A 26,117-nucleotide genomic window follows, 5' to 3' on the forward strand; every position below is an offset into this window, starting at 1 on the left:
CAGGCTTTTTGATTTATTAGTTATATCCTTTGTATTGGACTTCTTTTTCCTGGAATATTACACCGTATTCTTCCAATTCTTTAAGAATAGGTTCGTACACTTCTTTCCTGACCGGTAGTTGAACCCCCGGGGTTTTGATATTGCCGTTTAAGATTTGTAAAGTAGCCATGGCAACCGGTAAACCTACGGTTTTAGCCATTGCGGTATACGTTTGGTCGTCACCGATACAAACCATGGTAGCATCAATCTGTTTCTTTTCACCATTAAGGATGTAACCGAACTTGTGGTACATCACAATCATGTCTTTATCGTTAGGCTGTAAAGTCCAGGCATCGGTAAGAATTTTTTCCAGCGCCTGAGCCGGTGTTGCATTTTTCAAGCCGATGATTTTATCCGGATTGAAAATATCCAATTCGACCAATTTGTCCCACATGACATCGTCCTGATCGATTTTAAGTTGGTGGCGTAATTTGATTTCCACCGAATCAGTAGTATGGTAAGGCAGGAATAAATTGATGAATTCACGGTAACTCATGTGTTCTGAGTCATCGATTACATAAGTGTCATCGGTCATTCCCAATTGCACAAACATATCCCATGCTTTTGAATAACCCACACGGCGGATGGTTCCGCGGTAAACGGTTAAAGCATCATCCAATCCGTAAACACTTCGGTATTTTAAGGAGTCACGGTTGGCATAGCCTTCAAAACGTCCGTAGCCTTCCACTTCAAGGAATTCGGTTCTTCTGAATAATTTGTTGTAGGGAATGTATTTGTAGGTACCTTCCTGAATGAATTTGGCTGCGCCACCCTGTCCGGCCAAGACAACGTTACGTGGTGCCCAGGTGAATTTATAATTCCATAAGTTGTTGTCAGATTCCGGAGCAACTAATCCGCCACAGAACGATTCAAATAAAATTACTTCACCTCCCTGTTCGCGGATTTCATCCAATACTTTCATGGCACTCATGTGGTCGATTCCCGGATCCAGTCCCACTTCATTCATGAACACCAATCCGTTTTCTTTTGCTGCCGCATCCAGATTTTGCATAGCTTCACTGATGTAAGAAGCTGTTACCATATGTTTTTTGAATGTGATGCAATCTTTGGCAACCTCAACATGCATATGAGCCGGAAGCATTGAAATAACGATATCGGCTTTTTGGATTTCAGCCTGACGTTTTACTTCGTTATTAATATCCAAAGCAATTGCAGTCGAATTTTTATGGCCGTTTGTTTTTCTTAAAGCCAATTCCTGTGATAAATCACCAATGGTCAGGTGCAGGTTTTCGGTTTCAGATTTCTCTAAAAGATATTTTATAAGTGAAGAAGCCGAGCGGCCTGCTCCAATAATTAATATGTTTTTCATGGTTGGTTGCGGTAAAAAATCACACAAAAGTAGCAAAATGTTATATTTATGAAAGGATTATGGGAGGAAATGCAAAAAAATTAACGATCGTGTCGTATTTTTGAAGAAAAATTTCAATGGAAAAAAAGATTGTTTTAACCGCTTTGGTTTTTGGATTTGTTTCGATTGTCCTGGGTGCCTTCGGGGCGCATGCTTTAAAGAAAGTACTGAATGCAGATCAATTGAACTCTTTTGAAGTAGGCGTGCGGTATATGATGTATCACGCGTTGTTTTTATTATTTTTAAGTACTACCCATTATATTTTACCCGAGCAAAAGGGAATAATTTATTACCTGACGGTATTTGGAGTTTTGTTTTTTTCTGTTTCTATTTTCTTACTTTCAACAAGTTCGGCAACAGGATTGAATTTCAGATTTTTAGGTCCGATCACCCCGATTGGCGGATTATTGCTAATTATTTCGTGGTCAATGCTTTTCTATTACATTATCACAAAAAAGGCGTAATCTGTTAAGCATTAAAAATAAATTTATACTTTTGCGCAAATATTATAGTGCAACACAACTAGAAATTTATGGAAACATACACCCCAACTACGAAAACGATTTCGTTAGAAAAGTACGGAATCAAAGGCGTTAAAGAAATTGTATATAATCCTTCATACGAGCTATTATATCAGGAAGAGCTAAATCCTAACTTGGAAGGATTTGAAAAAGGACAGTTAACCGAGCTTGGTGCTGTGAATGTTATGACCGGAGAATTTACAGGTCGTTCCCCAAAAGATAAATACATTGTTAAAGATGCTGTGACAGAAAACACAATCTGGTGGACTTCTGAAAAAGCAGTAAACGATAACAAGCCAATTTCCACTGATACGTGGAATGCCTTAAAAGAAAATACAGTTTCACAATTATCAGACAAAAGACTTTTTGTGGTTGATACCTTCTGTGGAGCTAATGAAAATACCCGTTTGAAAGTCCGTTTCATTGTTGAGGTTGCCTGGCAGGCGCACTTCGTGAAAAACATGTTCATCCGTCCTACAGATGCTGAATTGGCAACTTATGGTGAACCTGATTTCGTGGTTATGAATGCTTCGAAGAAAGGATTTGCAGATTTTAAAAATCACGGATTAAATTCGGAAGTATACATTGCGTTCAACTTAACTGAGAAAATCCAGTTGATTGGCGGTACTTGGTACGGTGGAGAGATGAAAAAAGGATTGTTCTCAATGATGAACTATTACTTACCGTTACAGGGAATGGCTTCCATGCACTGTTCTGCCAATAAAGGAAAAGACGGTGATGTGGCTGTATTCTTCGGATTATCAGGAACAGGAAAAACCACTTTATCAACTGATCCTAAGCGTGAATTGATTGGTGATGATGAGCACGGATGGGACAATGACGGTGTTTTCAACTTTGAAGGCGGATGTTATGCTAAAACAATTGATTTAAGCAAAGAAAACGAGCCGGATATTTTCGGAGCTATCAAAAAAGATGCATTATTAGAAAATGTAACTGTTGATGCTAACGGTAAAATTGATTTCAAAGATGGTTCGGTAACACAAAATACTCGTGTTTCTTATCCAATCAACCATATTAAAAACATTGTAACTCCGGTTTCTAAAGCAGGACATGCTACTAAAGTGATCTTCTTAACAGCAGATGCTTTTGGAGTGATGCCTCCGGTTTCCAAACTGACTCCAGAACAGACTAAATATTACTTCTTGTCAGGATTCACGGCTAAATTAGCCGGAACAGAAAGAGGAGTAACGCAGCCGGAACCTACATTTTCAGCTTGTTTCGGAAAAGCATTCTTATCATTACATCCTACGAAATACGGTGAGGAGTTAGTAAAGAAAATGGAAGAGCATAAAGCTACGGCTTATATGGTTAATACAGGTTGGAATGGTACAGGTAAGCGTATTTCCATCAAAGATACAAGAGCTATTATCGATGCTATTTTAGATGGTTCTATTGAGAATGCAGAAACTACTGTGGTGCCGGTATTCAATTTCAATGTGCCAACTGCATTGCCAAATGTTGACACCAACATTTTAGATCCGAGAAATACATATGCAGATGCTTCAGAATGGGCAACCAAAGCAGAAGACTTAGCTGGAAGATTTATTAAAAACTTCGTTCAATATACTGACAATGAAGAAGGTCAAAGCTTAGTAAAAGCTGGGCCACAATTATAATACGGTTATAATTATTTTAAAAAGGGTTATCTGAACAGATAACCCTTTTTTATTTCTCCTGAATTGCCTTTACGAACTTTTCAAATAGTTGTACTGTTTTCTCTTCGATTTCTTTATACGCCAAACGGTCTTTAGTCTGGTAAAAGAACATGATGGCATAGGGTTGGTCTAAATGATCCAGCAGAAGGTGTTTATTGAGTCTGTATGTTTCGCGTAAGACGCGTTTGTAATAATTCCGGTCGACAGCCTTCTTGAAGTGTTTTTTGGACACAGAAACCCCTATTTTGATTTTTTCGCCTTCTTCAAGTGTTGTTGGGACAAAAACCAAACGCAACGGATACTTTGATACTGATTTCCCTTCCGAAAAAAGTAAATCGATCGTTGTTTTGCTTTTCAGCTTTTCATGTTTGGGATAGGTGTTCTTCATCAGGGCAAAGGTAAATATTCATTTGAAAACTTTTTCATTCAAAAAAAGTAATACCAAACTTTAAATTTTTATTTTCGTAGCACAAAAAAATGGAAATTATGAAAAAAATAGTACTTGGAGTGTTGGTAATTTTTATGTCAACGACAGTTTCTGCACAAAAGAAGGAAGCTATCTATAAGAAGTTAGCTGAAAAATCTTGTGATTGCGCGATGAAAAAAGGTGCTCCGAATATTGGAGAAGCAGAATTAGGACTTTGTTTGTTTGAAGCTATCAATACATTGGATGCCAAAGAAATGAAAGTACTTGGTGTCAATAAGGATAACATCATGGAGTCACTTGAAACTATTGCCGAGCCTATCGGAATCCAAATGGCATTGACCTGTCCAAAGGTTTTTGAAGGAATGATGGCCAAAGATGAAGCCGCTTTGCAAAATGGCGGAGCTGCTAAAGAAACATTTACGAATTCAGGTGTTGTTGAAGGACTGACTGTTAATGAATTCAAGAGTATTAAGATAAAAGATGCCAGTAATACGGTTCAGGAGTTTATCTGGTTAACCCAATTTGAAGGAGATTCTTTATTGATCAACGGAAAAGTGGTGAAAGGAGACAAGATTGAAGTTGTTTTTACCGAAGAGCAATTTTTTGATGCCAAGACCAATGCTTACAAGGCTTTTAATATTATCAAGTCTATAAAATTATTATAAAAATAAGAGGTTCATATGAACCTCTTATTTGTTTTTAACCAGTTTGCGGGCAATTTCATTGAGTTGTTCCCTGTTGTTGTCGATGTAGAAAAGACCAGCCTGGATCAGCTCATAGATATTCTTTTTTGAAGTGTCGTCCATTTCGGAAGAAGCATTCTTGAGTTGGGGCATGATGCGGTAATAATTCTTTCTGTTCCGTGGGCCAAGGGTGTGGTACATCTTGTCCAGGTAATAATCGACCGTTTCGGCATTTGCGGTGAGCAAAATATCGATTAAAGGCGAAACCCATTTTATTTTTCCGGCATTTTCAAACTCCTTGAACGAGTAAGGTTTTAAAACCTGGCCGGTTCCTATGGAGACGATAATCATGTCTTTGATGCTGGGGTAGTCAGGTTTCTGGCTTTCCTGGATCTTTTTGGAAAACGGGATCTTACGCGCTTCTGCATAAGCACACATGGCAGGATTATTAGCGTAAACACCGCCGTCAACCAAGGTGTATTCCTGGTTGTATAGCGATTTGACTTTAGCCGGTTCAAAGAACGTGGGTGCTGCACTTGTGGCCCGGCATACATCCTTCATGTAGAAGTTTTCCAGCGGAGCCTGTGCTTCGTGGCTACAAAAGAATTTAGCCTTGCGTGAGCTGATGTCGTATGACGTGATTAAACACGGTTTTATAAGGTTTTTAAGTTCCAGTTTACCGAATACCTCATCCAGTTGTTTTTCGAGGTTCTTTTGGCTGATTTTCTCGTTGAATAAACCAAAAGGATTAATCAGGCGTTCCCAGAAGCTTACATTAAAGATTGAGTCGCCTTTTTCGGCGTAGAGTTCCAAAGCTTCCAGTACCGAGTACTTGGCTTTTTGGGGATCGTTTCCCGGGTAGAGGATCAGGGCAGTTATGAGTCCGCCTGTGCTGGATCCTGCAACCAGGTCGAAATAGTCACCGATTTTAGCATCGGGATGGTCAATTTTCTGGAGTTGTTCCTCAATGTATTTAAGGATAACGCATGTGATAATTCCCCTGATACCACCGCCGTCCAGGCTTAATATTCTGATTTTTTTAGTCATGTTTAAATTCGTATGAGAATTGTTTTCAGTATGATTTTCAAGATACTGTTCTGCAATTCGTTTATTTTAGTTTGATTGAGTCCGGCATCTTTCAATACCTGGAGTGTTATTAATTCCCTCTGGCTGATGACCAGCCATTCCACCTCATCCAGAGAGAGCATTCCTTCCTGGTACAAAATGTGCCATTTATTTAGTTTTTCATCGGAAAGTTTTAAATAATTATTGATTTCTTCTTCAATTTTTGGAGGAAAAGTTAGATGATTTTCATCAAATAGCGCAATAATATTTGTTTTAATTTCGGAAATAAAAGGAGGTGTCTGCATGGCTTATTTTTGTTTAGCGGTTTCGAGAATGATGATTTGGTCAAAGGCTTCATTGAATTGTTTCGCTGATTCTCCGGCAAAGGAAGGATTCAGTTTGTTGTTTTGTTTCCAGAGCGAAAGGAACTTCGGAAGTAATGTTTGTTCGTTTCCGGCGATTTTGGACCACATCATGACCGTGACTTCATTATTTGGTTTGTTCTTTTCATAGTCAAGATGCGAGTTGAGTTCGTTGATCAGGAGATTCGCTTCTTCCTGATGATTTGTGTAAGCGTTTGTGGAAAGTAAAGCCAAAGTATTTGTCTTTGCTTTCAGTTCGATGGCTTTTTGATGTGAGTAACTGTCATAGGTTGTGATTTTAATTACCTGACAAGACGTTAGCAGTAAAAATACCGCAGTGAATTTGAATAGTGTTTTCATGGTATGATTTTTTTCTTATAATTGTATATAGCCTGTTTTACCGATGGGGTGTTTTTTTAACACCCTCCAATCGGAATAACCCTTCTTTTCGAAGTGCGAAAGATCTTTGAATGTTTTCCAGTTTCCTCCCCAGATCCAACCGTGGGAAGCGAATATCCGGACACATTCGTACCAGTCGGCGATTTGATCATTGTCCCAGTCTTTAGCCGTATCCCAGGAAGCTTCCTTACCGTTGATGATTAGGCAGATGTCGACTGCGAGTCCGTAATTATGAACGGATTGGCCGCCTTTTGCATTGGTAACTTTCTTTCCCGGTTTTGTTCTTCCCAAGGTATAAAGTGCATCCTGTTCTTTGAATGTGCGGAGACCTTCGGTGACGCGAACCTGTGCTTTTCCCGTAAGCTCATGGTTGCATTTTGAGATGATTTTGGTTACTTCATCCCTTACGGAAGGATGAAGTTTTGCGATTCGTTCTGTAGTGTATTTGTCCATTTTCTTCGTATTGTTTGTATGGTACAAATATACAAGAAAATAATCTTAATTGCAAGTAATTATTGGATTATATTCATCTATTAAGTGAATTAATTCTTAGTAATGAGTGATTAGTGACGAGTAATTAGTGATTAGCTCTTAGCCCATAGTGCTTAGTGGGCTCATATTTAAAAATATAGCTTCCACAATAAAATATATTGGCTCCACAATAGTTTATAGAGGCTCCACAATAGATGATATTCATTCTGCAATAGTTCATAGAGGCTCCACAATAGATGATATTGGTTCTGCAATAGTTCATGGAGGCTCCACAATAGACGATATTCATTCTGCAATAGTTCATAGAGGCTCCACAATAGATGATATTGGTTCTGCAATAGTTTACAGAGGCTCCACAATAGATGATATTGGCTCCACAATAGTTCATAGAGGCTCCACAATAGTTGATATTTACTTTTTACTATTTTGTTTTTGTAAAGTAAATGGTTTAATTACAGTGTTTTATGCGTAAATTTATGATTCGTTTTTGTTTCACTTAATTTTTTGCATCATGTTTATAGTCCGGGAAATTTTTTATTTGCAGTTTGGCCGTTTCAAAGATGCCAAAGCCTTAGTGGATGAAGCCACTAAAACAGGATTGATCACATTGCCTTCAGGCGGAAGAGTCCTTACCGATTTTACTGGGGAAGGGTATCGTTTTATACTGGAAATGCCTTATGAAACGCTGGCGGCTTTCGAAACCGATCTGACAAAGGAAATGAGCGCAACGGCCTGGAAGGATTGGTATGAAAAATTCAAACCGCTGGTACGGCATTCGGAACGGGAGATTTTGAAGCAGATATCCTGATATAAAAACCCTGCAATTGATGTTGAAGGTTTTTTTTTCTTTATGGGCACGTATTCCTACGGCAGTTCGGCTAAAGCCTCGTGTGCAAATCCGCGCTATCTGGTTCTTCGTCAGTTCGATTAAAACCGCGTATCAAATCCGCGCTATTGGGTTTGTGTTAAAATTGTGATAATCATTATCTGGAAATAGATTTATGTCTTCTTTTGTGAATAAATACCAACCATCTGCTTGTATTTCAACATTGCAAACAATAATTTCTGAATGAATTTTTAAAAATTCTTTTAAAAATGGGATAGTTAGAATGTCGTCTGACCAACAAGAGATCATTCCATTAATGCTATATCCGTCTTTTAGATCACCAATGAGTTTTTTGTATTCATCAGTAGTTGTGCTATGTAGATAAATGGTTTTGTAAGAGCCATCATTTTCCTGAACTGAGGCAGTGACTGTATCTTTATCCCTGCCTTCAATAAGATTGAGTGTTTTTATGGTTTTTAGAAAAGAATCGTTTAGTTCTTTTTTTTCTATAAAGTGATTAGATAATAGATAAACTGCATATTTCATTATTTTAATTTTTTTAATTGTTTATAATCTGATAATATTGTTACCCCCATTTCTTTTATTTCTTGAAAAATTGGGTTTGTTTTTTCTAAGCCATCAGTTAGCTCTTCAAAAACTAAAATTACTTTTTTATTGCTTACATTGATATATTCGGGATTAAGAGGATTAGTATACCTTCTAACCCCGATAGCGCGGATTTACTTCGTCAGTTCGCTTCGCTCGTGTGCAATCCGTGCTGAAAGAGGTAAACAAATCTAATAAAATTGCTTTTTAAAAATAAAACCACAACGGTATTGTTGTGGTTTAAAATCAATATTATGTTTTTAAGCACGAGCGTCCTACTCTCGCCAACAGGTTTATTCTTCTTCTGTAATACTTAAATAAAGGGGTTTGTTTTCCTCTAAACATTCTTCACAAACTTGATAAGCTTTAAATAGTTTATTGATTACGTTATCTTGTAAATTTTCTCCAACAATATTTAACTTTATTTCTTTACCCAAGAAAATGATTGTTGGTCTTCCATGTTGTTCAGATTTCCTATCTATTAAAAGTTCATTTATTTTATTTTCAAGCATTTCTTTTAATAATAAAATTTGTTCTTTTGATAAAAGAAAATCTTTTATGGGTAGATTATCTAATTTTTCTTTGAAAAAATCTAGTCCAAAACCTTCAGTGAAGCCAATGTCCTCCCAACTTGAAGCTTTAAATGTTTCATTTTTAATCCACTCATCAGCAGATTTATCATAATATGGGGTATTGCTTGTTAATAGTTTTTTCATCTTTATTTTTTTATATAATTTAACATTATTTCGTCCCTTGTTATATTTAGAGGATTAAATCTAACTCGAATATATCCATTTTTTTTTGCCCATTTTCCTGAAAAAGTTTCAAAAGCAGCCTCTTCGTAGGTCATTTTTTTAATATCAACAGCATCCCAAAATTGATTTAAAAGTAATGATTTTCCTCCATAATCAGAATAGGATTCAGATTTTTGCCAAATATCCAATGTTCCATCTGGATTTCCGTATTTTTTATTTCTGTTAAAATATGCCAGAGCATCATCTAACATTATTTCACCTAAACCTGAAAGCTTATCCGTTATAGATTTCGGAATGTTGAAATCTGCATAAAGTAGATTTTCTCCTTTTTCTATTGGAAGGCGTCTGATTTTTCCAAATGATTCATCTAATAATGAGATTGAGCAATTGATTTCTTCTTCGTTGACACCTCTTGAGAGCTTATAAATTAATTTTTTTCTATCTGGCACTCTGGACAGCTTTCCAACTCTATTTCCAAATTCATCTATTAGAGTGAAATACATTTTAACGCCTTTAGTTGGAGGAAGTCCTGAGGTGTTCACATCCTCAATTCTAATTTTCTTTCTTCTATTTAGTATGTTTTCACAAACTTCTTCAAAACGTTTCTCATTAGATAAATTTTTAATCAAATCTTTAGCAGCTTTTCCAAAATTTTGTGGCTTTGCCTGAACAATCGCTTCTCCTTTATAGATTAAGGCTACCTGTTCTTCTATCTTGTCACCTGTTTGAACATCACCACTCACTAAAATTACACTTTTTTTGAAAAGTTCATCCACTTTAAATTTGTCTAAGTTTCCACCCGTTGCCAAAACAATTTCAGAATTATCCCGTAATGCTTTAACGGTATTTTGGGTAAAACCGGAAATATTCACTTCCAAAAAAGCTTTTAACAGCATTGCCCGAGTAAAGTTGATGTAATTGTAATTTTTTACTTTTACAGCAAGTTTTATGACACCATTTGCTGTTCTGTATAAGGATTGGACAAGCTGCGGTGCACTTACTATAGCCGTTGCCATCCCGCCAATCAAATAGATTTTCTCCCAGGTTTCCAGTAATTCTTTTCCTTCTTTAGTTTTTTCAAGCTCTTCAACAACCGTTTGAACGGCTATGTCTGTAGTGGCTAAACCAATATCGGCAATGGCCAGTGCAAGGGCGCCAGGGTTTGCTGTTGTGTAAAGCACTATTATTCCCCCAATCACAGCAAGTATGTCAAACCCGATGCGGATCATTTTTTCGACTTCGATCCACTCGTCCTGATCAGACAAGGCTTTGATGTAAATGGCAGGTACGAGAAGTGTTTCTTTGTCTTTGCCGTTGCGTATTTCGAGCGTGACCAAATCCAATGAATGGTACATGGCGCCATCATCTATTTCTTCAGTTTCGGTATGTGCTGTTTCAACATCTTCTCCCGTGCCGATGCTAACTCCATTGTCATCGTCTATTACGTTTGGTGAAGTGGTATAATAAGTTGTTTTTTTCAGTTGCTGCAGATAGAACTCATCGTCTTTTTCATCGGAAAATAATGCTGTGAGGTCTCCGTTGAACTTATAGCCATTGCCATAAATAAACTTCTTGTCCCGTTTGTCTTTGGCACCATAAAATTTATCCTGGACCATGATCGCATTCAATAATGAAGCAAACAGCATTTTGTTTTCGATAAGCTGATTTTCAATTACCGAACTTCCATCAAGGCTTTTATAAATGCTTTTAAGCAAAACGTCTTCAGAGAGTAGGATTTGTAATGCACTTGGGAATTTTGTGAGTAACTCCAACGCTTTGATTAATACTCCGCTTTCGTCATTGAAAATGCCAAAGAAGCCACTGTTGTTGTCATATTCAGCCAATAACTTCATGTGATTGAATATTGTATCCATTTGTAACCTGCCGCCATTAAGGAAACTCAAGTTTGAAGGCAATTGTTGATAAAGGAAGACCAATGCTTCTATTTGTTTTGTGCTTTCCAGAAGTGACTGGAATTTCATTTTTAAATGGTTTAAGAAATAATCTTGCTTTAAAAACTTCAACATTGCGATGAAGTCATTTACGTTTTCAGTTTTAATAATTACTGCGCTGTATTTTTCCTCAAGAGTGTAATCATTTGATATTTCAGGAGTGCCGCTAAAGTCTCTTATATCAAGAGCATCTTTATAGATGAATTCAATTGCGTAGTATGCTTTTTTTTGAACCGGATCGATGTGGATTGTCATTCCCGGTTTTTTAAAAGAAACGTGACAGGCTCTTTTGTTCAGTTTGACATCTAAGTTAGCCGCTTTTTCTTTGTTGGTTTTTTCATCGATGTAGGTGAAAGGAACACTTGGCTTAAATTCAACTCTTCCGTTCAACTTCCCTATAATTGTGTCATTGCCGTGATAAAATGGTCCTTCTCCTCCCAATACTTTTATGGGTAGGTTACGGGTGTATTTTTGATAATGATAGAAGACATCATTTGAATCAAGATTATTCCTGATGTCTTCCAGTAGAAGTTTAACATTCAAAGCTTCTTTATGAAAGTCATTTGTATGTGAGAGGCATTTGGTTTCCTCTCCATATAGACTATCATATGAAATCTCATCAAAAGATTTATAATTTGTACTCATAATTCATGTTTTAAAAACCCCTGCGATAAACAGGGGTTTAAGGTTATACATTTGTTAGGATTCCACCGGAGGGTTTTCATCTCCCGGTTCCGGAATGATAGAAGTTCCTTCATCATCGCCTTCCTGATCTTCGGAATTGTCCAATCCCTTTAATGTTACATTGCTGTACATTTTTAACGGATTAGTGGATACTTGTTTTCCGTTTTCATCGAGTACGGGTTGTCCGTCAGAATCGAAAAGCTTGTAATCGGCACAATCTTCATCGCAAGGCAGGGCTTGTTCCACTTCAAGACCGATACTTCCGGCCTGGATAATCGTTAAGGAAGTTGGCACACGGCTTTCCCATGTTTCTTCCACTTCACCTTCCGTTTCACGCAATTCTTCGACAATTGATAGGAACATCGGGTCATCCATGGTAGGTACCTGTCCGCCGTTCCAGACCTGACCGGTAGCCATGTACCAGTTTACGGCTTCTTCAAACCCCGGACGTACAGTCACGATTATTCTTGCCATTCCGCTTTGAAGGAAAGCACGGAAGGTTGGATCATCTGTTTCAGATACATTGTACAATTCTGCCCAGTTTTTTCTTTCGCCCCAATAGAATGGATAGAACATATAGCTCATTAAATTCCATTCGAATGCCTGTTCAAAGAATTTTACTTTGGCTGCATATTTTTCCAACTCTTTTTCGTCATATAAAGCATGAATATCCTGGAGACTGTTACCTGTTAAAAAGGATGTATAGCCCAGTTTGTTGTGGCTTAGCATGTATTCGATGCAGTTTTTACGTAATACCGTATTTTCAATCTGACGGAAGAAAAGCGGATTGGTTTTGACCTTTTGTTCTACCATAGCTTTTTGTTCTGCCAGTTTTGCATTGTATTCTGCCAGCTTTTCTTCATACGCACTGATGATTGCATTGAAAGTCTGTGATTTCCATTGATTTCTAGCTTCGTCTGTAAGCGCACATTCCACACTGATGTTTACATTACCAACATGATAGTTATAATAATACACAGAGACCGGCACTTCATTTCTATAATTCGCTATGTCTTCGTAAACCTGATATGGATTAAGAATTCCTCTTAATCTTCCACTTGATGAAATATACTTGTCTCCAAAGAGCACTGCAATTCCGTGTGGCTGGCTTCCATCGGTATCTTCATGACCTCCAACCAGAGCTTTGGCTCTTTTCGCATAATAACGTTCGTCAATTTTTATGATATCTGTTTTTGTAGCACTTTCATGTGTTGTGCCTGTTTTTTCAATTGCAATTGATTTTCCCGCATAGATTATTTCAGCAGGCATACTTTCAATTTCAACATTGAGTGCACTGGCCCAGTAATTTGAATTGTCGGCATTAACTTTTTTATAGTTGGTTAATTCAAATTCACCTTTTGCAGTTCTTGGATCGACTGGTTTCAATAACACTTCCATTCCCGGGTCTGTTTTTTTCAATGTTGTTGCCTGGCTATGGAAGGAAGCTGGTTGAGGAATCATGAATTCATACATCAGACGCTTGCCATAGTTGACGATTTTATTGCGGTAAATTTTATCAACCCAGCGGTATACACCCGAAACATGGTTCGCGTTTTTGCGGTTGTCAAATCCGTGTTTGCTGTTTTCTTCGAATTCTTCGATGATTTTCGAAACACGTTCTTCTTTTATTTTTTGAACAACACGGTCCAAGACTCTTTCTGAAATGTCTTTCGCATGTGTTACTGCCTGCAGATCTGATTCTTCAGATGATGTATTGTATGCAAATTCAGAACCTACTGAGCCACTTATTCCGGCTTGCTGGTTTGACCAATTTTGTTGACCATGCATGCCGTAAGAAGTTTGGGCGCTCAATATCGAGTTTACTTCCTGATTCATCTCAAAACGGTCTGTTGAGGTGGTATCGGTTAGTTTTTCAGATTCTTTTTCAGAGCTGGTTGTGAGTGTGTTTTCAGAACGGCGTAAACGACGGGTTGACTTTTCTTTGTATTCGCTGGCCATCACATTTTCGATATGGGATACTTCACCTGGGACATAGCAGCAAATTTCCTGTTCTACCTTACGGTAATCTGCTATTCCTGTTCGTTTTACACCAAAGCCGCTTGGAATATAGTCAATCACACTACCGTCTTCAGATTGGTTTGCAAACTGTTCATAATCTATGGGGTTGAAGAGATCTTTCATTGGAACGTTTTTGTAGGTACCGTTTCCTTTAATGATGTACGTTACTTGGCCATCTGATATAGTGTTTTCACCAACCTTGAATTTTTCTGATTTTTTCCATGCATTTCCTTCAAAATTGATTTGTCTTCCGTTATCCAATGTTAAGGAGCCTCTAATGTTAAGTTCTGGTCTGTCGGTTAGGTCAAGTCCTTCGTTGTATATTTTGACACATAGTTTATTGTTTTCAATTGATTGTGTATAATCTACTCCGTTTACTTCTGTGTCATCATCATAGAGTACCCTGTATTTTGCCCATACAATATTTGCGTCTTGGAAGCTATCTCCAAAAACAAGTGTCAAGGGGTCCGGGTTGTTAGTGTGTACGGCTCCAATGGTGAAGAAATTTACTTCAGACGTTGTGTTTTCCTGAGGCAATACAATTCCTCCTGAACTGAATACCTCTTCCACGGCTGGCGTAGTCTCGGATATTATTGTTGTTGCAATTGCTATTTGATTATCATAGTATGCAATTAGCTCGTCGAAAGTCTCAAGAGTATTTTCCTCAGCAATGACCATTATGGCGTCAAGGTTATCTGCGTTTATTTTGTCGCTTGCAGCAGTAGAAGTTAATTCTGCTGGTTTTTCAAATTCGAATTTTGGAACTTCCAAATCGCTGTATTCAATATAGCTTCTCTCAACACCGGTATCGGTTTCTGTATAGGCCTTTATTTCTTTTGTTGCATTGGAATATGCTTCTTCGATATCTTCCTCATAGGTTTTTTTTGCATTGTCTAATTCAAGTTTGTAATTTTTATTGTAAGTTGATTTAGCCTTTTTCAATTGAGCGATAACATCTCTGAAATACTTGATTTTATCCTTACCCAGTACTGAATAAAGTTGTTTGTCAAGTTTTTCTGTTTTGATTCTTAATGACTTAGTGAATATTTTGAGCATTTCTTTTTTAGCTGAGGTGTCTTCTTTTTCAAACAGCTCCTTTGGGATTATTACACGGGCCAGAGCCAGCTCTTTCACCAGTTCATCTGTTGGAGTTGGATAATCAGCAAGTATGTTCAGGAAGTTGTTTGCAACAAGAATGGAGAGAATAGCATCCCTTACTTCACCTGATTTGTATGTAATGATTTGATAGAAAAGGTTTTCCCATAATTGGTTCAAACTTTCATTACTTTCCCTCAAAACTCCCATAGGGATACTGCCACCGTTATATTGGCTTAATTTTTCGGCGGTTATGCTATTGCGATTGGCAGTTAACCAAACAGCAAAATCATAATTTGCTTTATAAACTGGTCCAGTTGTTGTATATAAGTCTTCTCTTTTTTTGATAGCACTTAGTGCAAAAGTAGCCGCTGCATCTGTTAAGCTTTTAGCTTTAGTTTTACCAATTGCGATGTTAGTTGCGGCTTCGAAGAAGACATTGTGAATTGGATCAACACCAACTGTTAGGTCTGGATAAGCTACAAATGATTTTTCAATTTTATCCTCATGGATTAATTCTGGAGCTCGCATGGTTACGAACTTGAATAACGTGTTTTTAATTTCTGTACTCATGTTTTTATTTTTTTATTTTTTAACTGAATGTTTTGATGCGTTGCGCGGTTGCATCAATATGAAGAATATATTCTTGTAAAATTGCCTTTCGGAATAATTACAATGCAAATATATAAGATTATTATCTAATAAGCAAATATAATGAAGAAAAAAATCATTCAAAAGATGAAATTTTTCTTCTTTTTGGGTTTTGTAAGAAATAAGTCTTTTGTATAGAGAGAATGGTTGTGTGTTTTGTTTTGGACTGAAGAAAAGGCATGAGGTGATTTGTGAAACTTGAACTATTATCAGTAGTTTGTCAGGAATATTTTAAAGCTTTTGATTGTGAGTAATAAAAAACCCCTGCGTTTCAGGCAGGGGTTTCAGGTTATTTATTTGTTACGATTCTCCTGAAGGAGTATTGTCCCCGGGATTAGGAATAATAGGGTTGTCCCCGTTTTCATTATCATCGGTATTGTCCAATCCCTGTAGCTTTACATTGTTGTACAGTTTTAAAGGGTTTGTTGATACCTGTTTGCCATTTTCGTCCAATACCGGTTGACCGTCAGAATCGAAAAGCTTGTAATCTGCACAGTCTTCGTCGCATGGTAAAGCCTGTACGACTTCCAGGCCAACACTTCCGGCCTGGATGATGGTTAACGAAGTAGGGACGCGGGTTTCCCATGTTTCTTCCACTTCACCTTCTGTCTCGCGTAATTCATCAACAATGGAAACAAATAACGGGTCGTCAATAGTGGGTACCTGACCTCCATTCCAGATTTGTCCTGTGGTCATATACCAGTTTACCGCTTCTTCAAAACCGGGCCTAGCGGTTACAATTACCCTTGCCATACCACTTTGCAGGAACGCACGGAAAATTGGGTCGTCAGATTCTGTTTCGTTGTACAGTTCTGACCATTTTTCTTTGCTTGCCCAGTAGAACGGATAAAAGTTATAACTCATCAGGCTCCATTCGAAAGCCTGCTCGAAGAACTTTACTTTTGCAGCATATTCTTCAAGTTTCGGATCGTCATAAGCAATACTGAAGTCCTTCACTGTGTTGAATTTTAGCAACTTAAGTGTGTCATCTCCAACAGCTTCATGACTTGCGAGATATTCGATACAGTTTTTACGTAAAACGGTATTTTCAATCTGACGGAAGAACATTGGATTAGTTCTGATTTTTTCTTGTTGCATTGCTTTGATTTCAGCCATTTTTGCGTTGTATTCGGCTAACTTATCTTCATATGCTTGGATGATTGTATTGAAAGTTTCAATTTGCCATTGTTGTTTTGCCTCTTTTGTTAAGCTGCATTTTGCTACAAAATCATAGTTGAACAAACCAATGTCCCATCCGGTTAACAGCATGGTAAGTTTCTTGGTAATGTTGTAATCAAATGTACTGAAATCAATGTGCTTCCATTCGGTCTGATGACCAATGTATTCGATTTTTGTTCCAATCTGGATTGAGGCTCCCATGCTGTTCCATGTGGCTGAATGACTACCGTTTTTCAGGCGGATGGTTCCTTTTAAGGAATCGACTTTGTAATTTTCCGGTATTTCAATTTCCAGTGAGCTGATTTTTGTCCATCGGCCGTCGTTTTCCCATTGGAAATCTGCTTTTACTTTTGAAACATCAATTGTTGTTGGGTATTTCTCAACGGCAGCGTTGTATAAGGATGCCCAATGTGTGTAATTTGTTTCGGTTAATTTTGAAAAGTCAGGAATTGCCAGTAGTGGATTGCTGAACGTTCTTGGGTCAACGGGTTTGATTAGTTTTTCAAAGCCGGTAGCATCTTTCTTTTCAGACTGTGCCAGTTTATGAAACATTGCGGGTTGTGGAATCATGAATTCATACATTAGACGCTTACCGTAATTCATCACTTTGTTTCGGTATATTTTATCAACCCAACGGTAAACACCCGAAACATGATTGGCATTTTTACGATTGTCGTAACCATGTTTGTTGTTTTCTTCAAACTCTTCAATGATTTTTGAAACACGTTCTTCTTTTATCTTCTGAACGACACGGTCCAAAGCTCTTTCGGTCACATCTTTTGCATGTGTAACTGCTTGATTGTTTGATTCCTCTGATGAGGTATTGTAAGCAAAGTCACCTGAAACGCTAAGCTTATATGCGCCATCTGCCCATGACGAATCGAACGATGCTTGGGCGCCTACATGCATATCCTCTGTTAATACCGAGCTAACTTCCTGGTTCATCTCAAAACGGTCAGTTGTTGTCGAATCAGTAAGCTTTTCAATTTCCTTTTCATTACTTGTTGTGGTAGTGTTTTCAGTGCGTCTCATTCTGCGGGTCGCCTTTTCTTTATATTCACTTGCCATTACGTTTTCAATATGCGAAACTTCACCCGGGACATAACAACATACTTCCTGTTCTACTTTTCGGTAATCTGCGATACCTAACCTTTTGATTCCGTGTCCTGATGGAATATAAGTGATTACATTGCCATCGGTACTTTGTGTAGATCCCTGGTTGTCTTCTGGTAGATTACCTTCAGGATCCAACTCAATCATTTTTATTTGGTATGTACCTTTTCCTCTTAACATCATTGTGGGGATTGTGCTGTCTGTAAGTGCAATTTTGCCTACGGTAAAAGGGGATTCTGTGATTGAAATTTCTCCGGCAAATGCGATTGTTCTTCCGTCATGAAGCATTAATTTGCCTTCGATAGACATATTTGACACATCGAAAAGATTCAGGCCTTCCCGGAAAATTTTTACAGATAACTTATTGCTAATCATGGCATCTGCATACGTAGTTCCGGTTTTTATTGTGTTATCTGGGAAAATCAATTTGTATTGTGCACTTACAACATCAAATCCTTGTTGAGCATTGTCAAACAACAATGTCAGTTGGGTTTTAGTGTTTGTTGTGGCATAGGTTGAACCTATGGTAAAAATATTACCAAGAGATGAATTTGCGGTCGGAAGGAAAACATCACCGACATTAGTTATTGTTTGTGTCAGATTTGTGTTTTCGAAAACTGCCTGTGTAGCAGTTTTTACCAATTTCTGATAATGACTGATAACATCACCGAACGTTTCATACCCATTTGATGTGATTGTGTCTGTGATTTGTGAATTTAAATCTGATGCAGTTGTTTTATTGATTGTATCAGTATAAACCGCTAATTCTTTTGGTCTCTCATATTCAAAAGGAGGAATTTCAAGATTTGTATATTCTTTGATAGTTCTTACGAACTTTGTAACAGGATCAGTCATCGTTTTTTCCTTGAAATCCGCTTCTTCGTATAAGTTGGCTACTTCTTGATCATATGTGCTTCTTGCGTCATCATATTGACTTTTATTAAGTTGTCTGTACTGAATTTCTGTTTGTTTTAGCTCTGCAATAATAGAGTTATAAGTTTCAATTTTGTCCTCACAAAGTATTAAATCCATTTCTTTGTCAAGCATTTTTGTGTTTAGCGGAACATTGGATAAAGCTGTTTTTAAAGCTTCTTTTTTTGCTGAAGTATCCTCTTTTTCGAAGAGAACTTTAGGGATGATCACTCTTGCTTGAGCTAACTTCCTTACATCTTCAAGAGTCAAGCTTGCTGTGGTTGAATAATTTCTCAGAAAGAAGTTTGCAACAAGAACGGAAAGGATTGCATCACGCAGATAACTGGATTTGAAAGTGATGATTTGGTAAAAAAGGTTTTCCCATAAAGTGTTTAAGATTTCAGGATTTTCAATTGGAGTTAATGATTCTAATGGAAAATCAGCGTTCGTAATTCGTATGTCTACATCGGTTTTTTTTAGCCTTGTACGGTTTGCGGTCAACCATACTGCAAAATCATAAAATTCTTTCGAAACGTATTCTGCTAAGTATAGGTTTTCCTTTGTTTTAATTGCATTCTGTGTGAAACCGTTGGCTGCATCTGCCAATGCTTTTGCTTTAGTTTTTCCGGATGGAACATTTTCTGCAATTTCTAAAAATACATTGGTTAACGGGCTTCCTTCCGTGCTTAGAAGATTTGGATAATTAACAAAAGATTTTACTACCTGGTCTTTTTCCAATACTTCAGGTGTTCTCATTGTAACAAATCGAAACAATGTGTTTTTAATTTCTGTACTCATAAAGTTTTTATTTTTTAAATGTTATTGTATTGATGAGTTGCGCGGCTACATCAAAGTGAAGAATATATTCTTGTAAAAATGCTTTCTGAATAATTACAATACAAATATATAAGAATATAATCTAATAAACAAATAAAATGAAGAAAAAAATCAAATAAAAGAAGAAATAATTCTCAAATAATTAATTTTATTAGAAATAAAGCTTGTATATAAAGAAAATATTCATACTTTTGGCCTTATTAAATTGATTATCATGGTTTCTGAACGATTAGGATTGTATATGGAGGCAAAAGGACTTAGCTATTATGCATTTGAAAATAGTCTAAATGCCGGGAGGGGTAGTATCTCCAAAGCAGTAAAAGAAGGAAAGAGTATAGGGTCCAATATGTTGGAAAATATTCTTTCAATGTATACAGATTTAAACCCAACCTGGTTGTTGACAGGTGAAGGGCAAATGTTTGTAACGGAAGATGAACCGGTTGCCAATGCGAGTATGGATACCTACAGGCTTAAAACCGATCATGATATGGAGAGCCAACAAATTCCTTTGTATGATATTGAAGCGGTGGCCGGATTGGTTCCCTTGTTTAAGGATTCCAAAGCGCAAGAGCCGTTGGATCATATTTCAATACCCCATTTACCGAAATGTGACGGAGCTGTTTATGTAACGGGAGACAGTATGTATCCTTTACTGAAAAGCGGTGATATTGTTTTGTATAAACAAGTGAATGATGTGCAGAATGAGATTTTTTGGGGAGAAATGTATTTGTTGAGTATTGATATGGGAGGTGAAGAGTATGTGACGGTCAAATACATTCAAAAATCGGAAAAAGATGGATATGTACGCCTTGTGAGCCAGAACAAACACCATCAGGATAAAGACGTTGAAATGTCAAAAATAAGGGCGTTGGCTTTGGTGAAAGCCAGCATAAGAATAAATTCAATGAACTAAGAGCCGCAAGGCTCTTTTTTTATAGGAAGTATTTTATAAATGCCTTTGTTTATTGCCACATTTAATTCTAACTTCACCCTACACATCCGGAATTACCGATGGTTTCAATTCTGTTAGTTAAGATGTTGAAAATGTTTGTCTTGTAAAAATGTACGAGCTTGTAAAAGAGGAATATTTAGGAAATACCAAACGGAGTTACCATAACGCCCAAGGGATTTCCGTGGTTGAAACCGAGTATAAGCAAAAAGTATTTGAAGGCTGGCATTCCCATGAAAATGCCCATATTACCCTTTTTATGAAAGGCGGAACCCTTGAAAAAAGGAAAAATACCTATCATACGGTTTCACCCGGGAAATTGCTTTTCTACCATAGTGATGAACTGCATTTGAATTATGAAACCCAATTTCCTTCCAATAATATCAATATTGAGATAGAACCGGCTATCCTTACTGAATACAATTTTACCGAATCCATGTTTGAGCAGGCTGTTATTGATAACAACAAAGCCAAGTTCCTGATTTTGAAAATGTATAAGGAATGTTTGGTGAATGATCATTTTACCAATGATACCATCAGTATGTTGTTTAGTCAGCTATCCGGGCAATTAGACCGTAAAGAACGGGCGTTGCATTTCCCGCAATGGATTAAGCATTTGTATGAATTACTTAATGACTGTTGGGACGAAAATCCCGGTCTTCATGATCTTGCCGGTGAACTCAATGTAAATCATATTACTATTTCCAAGCATTTCCCTAAGTATTTCGGATGCACACTGGGTGAATATATGAGACGTCTGAAGATTGACCATTCCATTGGGTTGATCCGAGAGCACGGACAGAGCCTGACGGAAGTGGCTTTGCAGTGTGGTTTTGCTGATCAAAGTCATTTTATCCGGATATTTAAGGAACAAACCGGATTCCTTCCGAAGCAGTTCCAGAAAATGTAAAGAATGCCTGAAGGCAAATTTCATTCTATTTTTTAATGAACCGGTGTCATAACTTTGTTCTATCAATTAATCATTAAATGAACAGAGTATGGAAACTAAAAGTAACAAACAGAAAATCATCCATAACCCTATTGTGAAGATCATTCTGGGGTTGGTAGTATGCGTAGGAACGGTTGTCATCGGACAGGAGATTGCGGCAAAGTTATTGGAAATGACACCTTTGGAAAAAGACTATAGAAACCTGATTAAAGGAATTATTGTTTCGGTTCTGGCCATCGGCAGTTATAAAATCTTCTTTAGGTTTTATGAAAAGAGAGAAATCAGTGAATTGTCGCTAAACGGACTGGCCAAAAATATTCTCTTTGGAACATTGATTGGTGTGGCGCTCCAGAGTTTAACGATCTTGGTTATTTACATTGCCGGTGGGTTTAAAGTCCTTTCGGTTAATCCGGTATCGTTTATCATTATTCCGTTGACGGTTGCTTTTACGGTTGGGGTTTTTGAAGAAATCCTTGTCCGTGGTATTATTTTCAGGATTATGGAAGAGAAGCTGGGCAGTTATATCGCTTTGATTATTTCAGCTTTATTGTTTGGTGCGCTTCATTTGCCGAATCCGGGAAGTACATTCGTATCAGCATTATGTATTGCTGTTGAAGCAGGTATTTTATTGGGAGCTGCCTATATATACAAAAGAAACTTATGGTTCCCGATAGCGATCCATTTTGCCTGGAACTTCATGCAGTCGGGTGTTTTTGGAGCGGCTACATCAGGAAATGAAAATACAACCAGTTTGTTGAATTCTAAAATTGAAGGAGCAGAGTTGATCACGGGCGGACAGTTTGGTCCGGAAGGTACCATTCAGGCATTTGTATTTTGCTTGACTGCAGGGTTAATTTTGATGATCTTGAACCATAGACAAAATAAGTTGGTAAAACCCTATTGGAAAAAGCAAAAAGAGCAAACAGCCGGAGTGGTTACGGCTTAGATTTGTTTGGTTAAACAGTTGATTAAAAAAAGCGAACCGTAAGGTTCGCCTTTTTGTTTTATTTTTTATAGACATTGTTGGTTCTGTTTACATCGGCCATTATTTCTAAAGGATCGATTACAATTGCTTTGATAGTGTTTTTATCTTTCGCAATTACAAATTCGTAAGTAGGATACGCCCAATCCCATCCATCCAGAACCGTTCTTTTGATATTGGCAAACGGATTAGGTTTTGTCCAGCGCATCAACGTGTTCGGGATGTAGAAGCTTTCGGTTGTGCCGTCTTCATATACTACCGCAATATCCAAAGGCATTGGCGTTCTTCCGATTCTTTCCAAAATCACTTTGGTGGTTCCGGCTTCCGAATAAACACTTTTAAGGTTATAATCGATAGTGTTGGTGGTTTTGGTCCACTCAGTTAAAAACCAGTCTAAATTAGCTCCGGAAACCCTTTCTGCGACGTTTCTGATGTCGTTAGGGTTTGGGTGGGTGAATTTAAACTCACTGAAGTAACGTTTTAAAGTCTTCATTAAGTTTTCGGTACCGATGAGGTATTCCAACTGCGTCAGGAATAAATTCCCTTTGCTGTAGGCCTGAATACTGTACGGACGGTTTTCGTCGTAGCGGTCTGCGTGTGTGCCTTGTGGTTGTTCCTTCCCTGATTTTACCAAGCTTAAATAACCGGCATAAGAATCAGCATGTGGGTTAGCGACTTTCTTTTCGGCGATTTCGTTCATTCCGTAATTCTCCAGCCAAGTGGTGAAACCTTCGTCCATCCAGCTGTGTTTTGCTTCATTGGTTGCCAATACATGCTGGAACCATGAGTGTGCCATTTCATGTGCTGTTACACCCAATAATCCTTCGAATTCACCGGTACCTACAATAAGAGTACACATGGCATATTCCATACCGCCGTCACCTCCCTGAATCACAGAATACTGGTCGTAAGGATATTTACCTACTGTTCTGTTGTATAACTCCATCAGCTGGGCTGTTTTAGGTTGTAGTTTTTTCCAGTTTTCGATGATTGCCGGTTCGTTCTGGTATAAGAAATGCAGGGTTGTCCCGAAATTGGTTTTGTACACATCGTGGATGTATTCTTTGTCAGCAGCCCATGTGAAATCATGTACTTTCGGTGCTACGAAGTGCCATGTTAAGGTTTTCTGTTTCTTTGGGATGATAACTTTAGTTCCTTCATCCTGGTAGTTGTATCCAATTTGGTTACCGTTTTGAAGATAACCCGTACCACCTAAAATATAGTTCTTATCGATGGTGATCTTTACGTCAAAATTGCCCCATACACCGTGGAATTCACGTGCGATATAAGGGTCAGCTTGCCAACCGTCGATATCGTATTCGGCCATTTTGGGGTACCATTGCGCCATTGACAATTCGATGCCTTCTTTGTTGTTTCTTCCCGAGCGGCGTATTTGAACTGGAACCTGTCCGTCAAAATCCATGGTGAAAGTTGTGGAAGCTTTCGGTAACAGAGGTGTTGCCAGATCCACTTCAAGGATGGTGCTGACTCTCTTGTTTGTAACAGCCACGCCATCCTGTTTTAAATTGGCCACATACAGATAACCGATTTCATTTGGTTTTAAAGCCGAAATCCTACTTTCCTTAACTTCTTTGTCACCCACTTTAACGCGGTTTACCATTCTTCCATCAGGATCTTTAATGGCTTTTAGCCTTGCATCCATTGGGCTGTTAGGCTGGAAAGCATTGTTGTATAGATGAAAGAAAACCCTTTTTAGTGTGTCAGGAGAGTTATTGGTGTAGACCAACGTTTGTTTTCCTTTGTACTGGTAGGTTTTCACATCCATGTTCACCTCCATTTTATAATCGGCGGCTTGTTGCCAGTAGCCCGGGTTAGGGTTGTTTTGGGCAGAAATTCCGAGAGGCAGTAGTAGTAATAAAAGTTTTTTCATGCGTATAAAAATAAAAAGGAAGGGATTTTTACCCTTCCCCAATATCAATAAATCTTTAATTATTTCTTGGCCATTTTATCAGCCATTTGTAAAGCATTCAAAGCGTTAACGATTTTACCTGTTTTACTGATTTGCGGTAACGTTGTTTGTCCGCCGTTTTCACCTGCCAGTGTAAATGAAGTTGTTAACGGAGTTCCTGAATCCATTATGATGTGTTTTACCTGAGAAGCTGTCAATGACGGGTAGTATGCTCTGATTAAAGCAGCCACACCGGCAACGTTAGGAGCTGCCATTGAAGTTCCCTGTAAATATTCATATGTATTTTTAGGCGTTGTAGCGTAAATCTTCACACCCGGAGCGAAAATATCCACATTTTCCTTACCGAAGTTAGAGAAGTTGGCCATTAAAGAAGAACCATATTCATAGTTCAATGCACCGATTGTTAATACGTTATCAGCATATTCCGGGTTTTTACCGTCAGCATCGTTAGGGAAATTAGGTGCTACATCGATGTCTTTAGCATCGTTACCGGCAGCATGGATGAACAATACATCTTTTGAAGCGGCATATTTGATGGCGTCCTGAACCCATTGTTTGTTAGGAGAGTAGCTTTTACCGAAACTACCGTTGATTACTTTTGCACCGTTGTCAACCGCATAACGGATTGCTAATGCGATATCCTTATCATACTCGTCACCGTTTGGTACAGCGCGGCATGACATGATTTTAACCAAGTCGGAAGCAACACCGTCACCACCTAAATTGTTGTTGCGCACCTGTGCGATGATACCTGCTACGTGTGTACCGTGTTTAGCACTTTCTTTTTTAGGGCCTATTACATTGTTGTTCCCGTATTTTGTATCGTTCAGGTCATTAGGGTTGTCGCCTACTACCTTTCTTCCGTCGAATTCAAGGTTGAGGTTGTAGTTAACCTGGTCGTACACATATTCTTTGAACTCGTTGATTTCCTTGTCGAAAGCCGCTTTGTCACCCCCAATGTTTGACATTACCTGCGTCATGATGTTTTGCGCCTGTAATAATCCCTGATCAGTAGTCTTGATGGCTTTCACTTCGGCAACGGTATAGTTTTCCTTACCGATTAGTTTGGTTACGGCATCGGCAGCAGCCAGGATCATGTCCAACTGTTGTTTTTGCGGAGCCAGTTCAGCCTCTTTGGATTTTAATTCGGCCAATGCATTTTCGTATTGAACAGAACCGTCGTTTCCTTTTTTAACGATGCGGGTTAATTCCAACTGTTCGTTGTCAGAATCCCCAAGAAAGTTCCATCCGTTGATATCATCGATATAACCATTGTTATCGTCATCTTTTTTGTTGCCTGCTATTTCTTTTGGGTTTACCCAGATGTTGGCTTTTAAATCTTCGTGTTCGATATCGATACCGCTATCCACAACACCAACGATTATTTTGTTGGCTTTCTTTCCTTTCAGGAAGTTGTAGGCCAAATCAACACTCATCCCCGGTACAGTATCTTTACCCAAATCCAAATGACTCCAACGCTCCAATTGTTTCTCTGTCAGTTTGGTTGTTTTTAAAGGCATTGCATCTATTTTCGCAGGGTCAACGCTAACAATTGCTTTTGGTGCTCCACAGCCTACCAAAGCCAAAGCGAAAAGACCTGAGATATAAAATGGTTTAAAGTTTTTCATGATATGAAATTAAAATT

21 protein-coding genes are annotated in these 26,117 nt (G+C 38.0%); 8 read left to right on the forward strand and 13 right to left on the reverse strand.

The features are described from left to right. Positions 1 to 16: 16 nt before the first annotated feature. The gene (locus tag NAT51_RS01500; protein WP_250594364.1) at positions 17 to 1,369 is read right to left on the reverse strand and encodes a saccharopine dehydrogenase family protein; all 1,353 of its coding nucleotides are present in this window, start codon (positions 1,367 to 1,369) and stop codon (positions 17 to 19) included. 116 nt (positions 1,370 to 1,485) lie between these two features. Here NAT51_RS01500 and NAT51_RS01505 point away from each other — a divergent pair, with 116 nt between their 5' ends. Next, entirely contained in the window at positions 1,486 to 1,872 is a 387-nt protein-coding gene (locus tag NAT51_RS01505) for a DUF423 domain-containing protein (protein WP_250594366.1), read from the forward strand. Positions 1,873 to 1,940: 68 nt separating this feature from the next. Continuing rightward, positions 1,941 to 3,566 carry a phosphoenolpyruvate carboxykinase (ATP) gene (gene pckA, locus NAT51_RS01510; RefSeq protein WP_250594368.1) on the forward strand — a complete coding sequence of 542 codons (1,626 nt, stop codon included), beginning with the start codon at positions 1,941 to 1,943 and terminating at the stop codon, positions 3,564 to 3,566. A 49-nt stretch (positions 3,567 to 3,615) separates the two neighbouring features. Here pckA and rnpA read toward each other — a convergent pair whose 3' ends face one another. Beyond that, complete coding sequence (rnpA, locus tag NAT51_RS01515) at positions 3,616 to 3,993, reverse strand: ribonuclease P protein component (protein ID WP_250594370.1); 378 nt, start codon at positions 3,991 to 3,993, stop codon at positions 3,616 to 3,618. Between the two features lie 98 nt (positions 3,994 to 4,091). Here rnpA and NAT51_RS01520 point away from each other — a divergent pair, with 98 nt between their 5' ends. Beyond that, positions 4,092 to 4,697: a hypothetical protein gene (locus tag NAT51_RS01520; protein ID WP_250594372.1), complete on the forward strand. Its 606-nt coding sequence runs from the start codon at positions 4,092 to 4,094 to the stop codon at positions 4,695 to 4,697. A 24-nt stretch (positions 4,698 to 4,721) separates the two neighbouring features. Here the strand turns inward: NAT51_RS01520 and NAT51_RS01525 are convergent, their stop codons facing one another. Genes NAT51_RS01525 through NAT51_RS01540 form a run of 4 tightly spaced genes read right to left on the reverse strand, consistent with a single transcriptional unit; the run spans position 4,722 to position 6,994 of the window. After that, positions 4,722 to 5,762, reverse strand: a complete 1,041-nt coding sequence (locus tag NAT51_RS01525) for a patatin-like phospholipase family protein (RefSeq protein ID WP_250594374.1) — start codon at positions 5,760 to 5,762, stop codon at positions 4,722 to 4,724. Between the two features lie 2 nt (positions 5,763 to 5,764). Next, positions 5,765 to 6,085: a hypothetical protein gene (locus NAT51_RS01530; RefSeq protein WP_250594376.1), complete on the reverse strand. Its 321-nt coding sequence runs from the start codon at positions 6,083 to 6,085 to the stop codon at positions 5,765 to 5,767. A 3-nt stretch (positions 6,086 to 6,088) separates the two neighbouring features. Further along, entirely contained in the window at positions 6,089 to 6,502 is a 414-nt protein-coding gene (locus NAT51_RS01535) for a hypothetical protein (protein ID WP_250594378.1), read from the reverse strand. 15 nt (positions 6,503 to 6,517) lie between these two features. After that, positions 6,518 to 6,994, reverse strand: coding sequence for a M15 family metallopeptidase (locus NAT51_RS01540; RefSeq protein WP_250594380.1), 477 nt, complete (start codon positions 6,992 to 6,994; stop codon positions 6,518 to 6,520). A gap of 148 nt (positions 6,995 to 7,142) precedes the next feature. Here NAT51_RS01540 and NAT51_RS01545 point away from each other — a divergent pair, with 148 nt between their 5' ends. Together NAT51_RS01545 and NAT51_RS01550 are read left to right on the forward strand one after the other, a co-directional pair. Continuing rightward, positions 7,143 to 7,505 (forward strand): hypothetical protein, encoded by a 363-nt coding sequence (locus NAT51_RS01545; protein ID WP_250594382.1) that lies wholly within the window; start codon positions 7,143 to 7,145, stop codon positions 7,503 to 7,505. 39 nt (positions 7,506 to 7,544) lie between these two features. Further along, a complete protein-coding gene (locus NAT51_RS01550; protein ID WP_250594384.1) occupies positions 7,545 to 7,841 on the forward strand; it encodes a hypothetical protein in 297 nt (98 codons plus the stop codon). 132 nt (positions 7,842 to 7,973) lie between these two features. Here NAT51_RS01550 and NAT51_RS01555 read toward each other — a convergent pair whose 3' ends face one another. The 5 genes from NAT51_RS01555 to NAT51_RS01575 form a co-directional block, all read right to left on the reverse strand. Continuing rightward, positions 7,974 to 8,405 (reverse strand): hypothetical protein, encoded by a 432-nt coding sequence (locus NAT51_RS01555; protein WP_250594386.1) that lies wholly within the window; start codon positions 8,403 to 8,405, stop codon positions 7,974 to 7,976. A 353-nt stretch (positions 8,406 to 8,758) separates the two neighbouring features. Then, a complete protein-coding gene (locus tag NAT51_RS01560; protein WP_250594388.1) occupies positions 8,759 to 9,181 on the reverse strand; it encodes a hypothetical protein in 423 nt (140 codons plus the stop codon). Between the two features lie 2 nt (positions 9,182 to 9,183). Then, the gene (locus tag NAT51_RS01565; RefSeq protein WP_250594390.1) at positions 9,184 to 11,817 is read right to left on the reverse strand and encodes a hypothetical protein; all 2,634 of its coding nucleotides are present in this window, start codon (positions 11,815 to 11,817) and stop codon (positions 9,184 to 9,186) included. Between the two features lie 54 nt (positions 11,818 to 11,871). Further along, positions 11,872 to 15,543: a hypothetical protein gene (locus tag NAT51_RS01570; protein ID WP_250594392.1), complete on the reverse strand. Its 3,672-nt coding sequence runs from the start codon at positions 15,541 to 15,543 to the stop codon at positions 11,872 to 11,874. A gap of 378 nt (positions 15,544 to 15,921) precedes the next feature. Further along, positions 15,922 to 19,623 (reverse strand): hypothetical protein, encoded by a 3,702-nt coding sequence (locus NAT51_RS01575; RefSeq protein WP_250594394.1) that lies wholly within the window; start codon positions 19,621 to 19,623, stop codon positions 15,922 to 15,924. Between the two features lie 253 nt (positions 19,624 to 19,876). Here NAT51_RS01575 and NAT51_RS01580 point away from each other — a divergent pair, with 253 nt between their 5' ends. From NAT51_RS01580 to NAT51_RS01590, 3 genes are all read left to right on the forward strand, one after another. Further along, a complete protein-coding gene (locus NAT51_RS01580; RefSeq protein WP_250594396.1) occupies positions 19,877 to 20,575 on the forward strand; it encodes a S24 family peptidase in 699 nt (232 codons plus the stop codon). A gap of 148 nt (positions 20,576 to 20,723) precedes the next feature. Next, on the forward strand, positions 20,724 to 21,521 hold the full coding sequence (locus tag NAT51_RS01585; RefSeq protein ID WP_250594398.1) for an AraC family transcriptional regulator: 798 nt from the start codon (positions 20,724 to 20,726) through the stop codon (positions 21,519 to 21,521). 88 nt (positions 21,522 to 21,609) lie between these two features. After that, on the forward strand, positions 21,610 to 22,506 hold the full coding sequence (locus NAT51_RS01590) for a CPBP family intramembrane glutamic endopeptidase (protein WP_250594400.1): 897 nt from the start codon (positions 21,610 to 21,612) through the stop codon (positions 22,504 to 22,506). A 58-nt stretch (positions 22,507 to 22,564) separates the two neighbouring features. On the opposite strand, the gene NAT51_RS01595 is transcribed toward NAT51_RS01590, so the two are convergent. Together NAT51_RS01595 and NAT51_RS01600 are read right to left on the reverse strand one after the other, a co-directional pair. Further along, a complete protein-coding gene (locus NAT51_RS01595) occupies positions 22,565 to 24,433 on the reverse strand; it encodes a M1 family metallopeptidase (RefSeq protein ID WP_250594402.1) in 1,869 nt (622 codons plus the stop codon). A 59-nt stretch (positions 24,434 to 24,492) separates the two neighbouring features. After that, positions 24,493 to 26,100, reverse strand: coding sequence for a S8 family peptidase (locus NAT51_RS01600; RefSeq protein WP_250594404.1), 1,608 nt, complete (start codon positions 26,098 to 26,100; stop codon positions 24,493 to 24,495). Positions 26,101 to 26,117: the final 17 nt, after the last annotated feature.

This window comes from Flavobacterium amniphilum, assembly GCF_023634845.1.
Lineage (GTDB): Bacteria > Bacteroidota > Bacteroidia > Flavobacteriales > Flavobacteriaceae > Flavobacterium > Flavobacterium amniphilum.

Coding starts and splice junctions, on each gene's coding strand:
- NAT51_RS01500 (WP_250594364.1), bottom strand. CDS start 1,369: ATGAAAAACATATTAATTATTGGAGCAGGCCGCTCGGCTTCTTCACTT.
- NAT51_RS01505 (WP_250594366.1), top strand. CDS start 1,486: ATGGAAAAAAAGATTGTTTTAACCGCTTTGGTTTTTGGATTTGTTTCG.
- pckA (WP_250594368.1), top strand. CDS start 1,941: ATGGAAACATACACCCCAACTACGAAAACGATTTCGTTAGAAAAGTAC.
- rnpA (WP_250594370.1), bottom strand. CDS start 3,993: ATGAAGAACACCTATCCCAAACATGAAAAGCTGAAAAGCAAAACAACG.
- NAT51_RS01520 (WP_250594372.1), top strand. CDS start 4,092: ATGAAAAAAATAGTACTTGGAGTGTTGGTAATTTTTATGTCAACGACA.
- NAT51_RS01525 (WP_250594374.1), bottom strand. CDS start 5,762: ATGACTAAAAAAATCAGAATATTAAGCCTGGACGGCGGTGGTATCAGG.
- NAT51_RS01530 (WP_250594376.1), bottom strand. CDS start 6,085: ATGCAGACACCTCCTTTTATTTCCGAAATTAAAACAAATATTATTGCG.
- NAT51_RS01535 (WP_250594378.1), bottom strand. CDS start 6,502: ATGAAAACACTATTCAAATTCACTGCGGTATTTTTACTGCTAACGTCT.
- NAT51_RS01540 (WP_250594380.1), bottom strand. CDS start 6,994: ATGGACAAATACACTACAGAACGAATCGCAAAACTTCATCCTTCCGTA.
- NAT51_RS01550 (WP_250594384.1), top strand. CDS start 7,545: ATGTTTATAGTCCGGGAAATTTTTTATTTGCAGTTTGGCCGTTTCAAA.
- NAT51_RS01555 (WP_250594386.1), bottom strand. CDS start 8,405: ATGAAATATGCAGTTTATCTATTATCTAATCACTTTATAGAAAAAAAA.
- NAT51_RS01560 (WP_250594388.1), bottom strand. CDS start 9,181: ATGAAAAAACTATTAACAAGCAATACCCCATATTATGATAAATCTGCT.
- NAT51_RS01565 (WP_250594390.1), bottom strand. CDS start 11,817: ATGAGTACAAATTATAAATCTTTTGATGAGATTTCATATGATAGTCTA.
- NAT51_RS01570 (WP_250594392.1), bottom strand. CDS start 15,543: ATGAGTACAGAAATTAAAAACACGTTATTCAAGTTCGTAACCATGCGA.
- NAT51_RS01575 (WP_250594394.1), bottom strand. CDS start 19,623: ATGAGTACAGAAATTAAAAACACATTGTTTCGATTTGTTACAATGAGA.
- NAT51_RS01580 (WP_250594396.1), top strand. CDS start 19,877: ATGGTTTCTGAACGATTAGGATTGTATATGGAGGCAAAAGGACTTAGC.
- NAT51_RS01585 (WP_250594398.1), top strand. CDS start 20,724: ATGTACGAGCTTGTAAAAGAGGAATATTTAGGAAATACCAAACGGAGT.
- NAT51_RS01590 (WP_250594400.1), top strand. CDS start 21,610: ATGGAAACTAAAAGTAACAAACAGAAAATCATCCATAACCCTATTGTG.
- NAT51_RS01595 (WP_250594402.1), bottom strand. CDS start 24,433: ATGAAAAAACTTTTATTACTACTACTGCCTCTCGGAATTTCTGCCCAA.
- NAT51_RS01600 (WP_250594404.1), bottom strand. CDS start 26,100: ATGAAAAACTTTAAACCATTTTATATCTCAGGTCTTTTCGCTTTGGCT.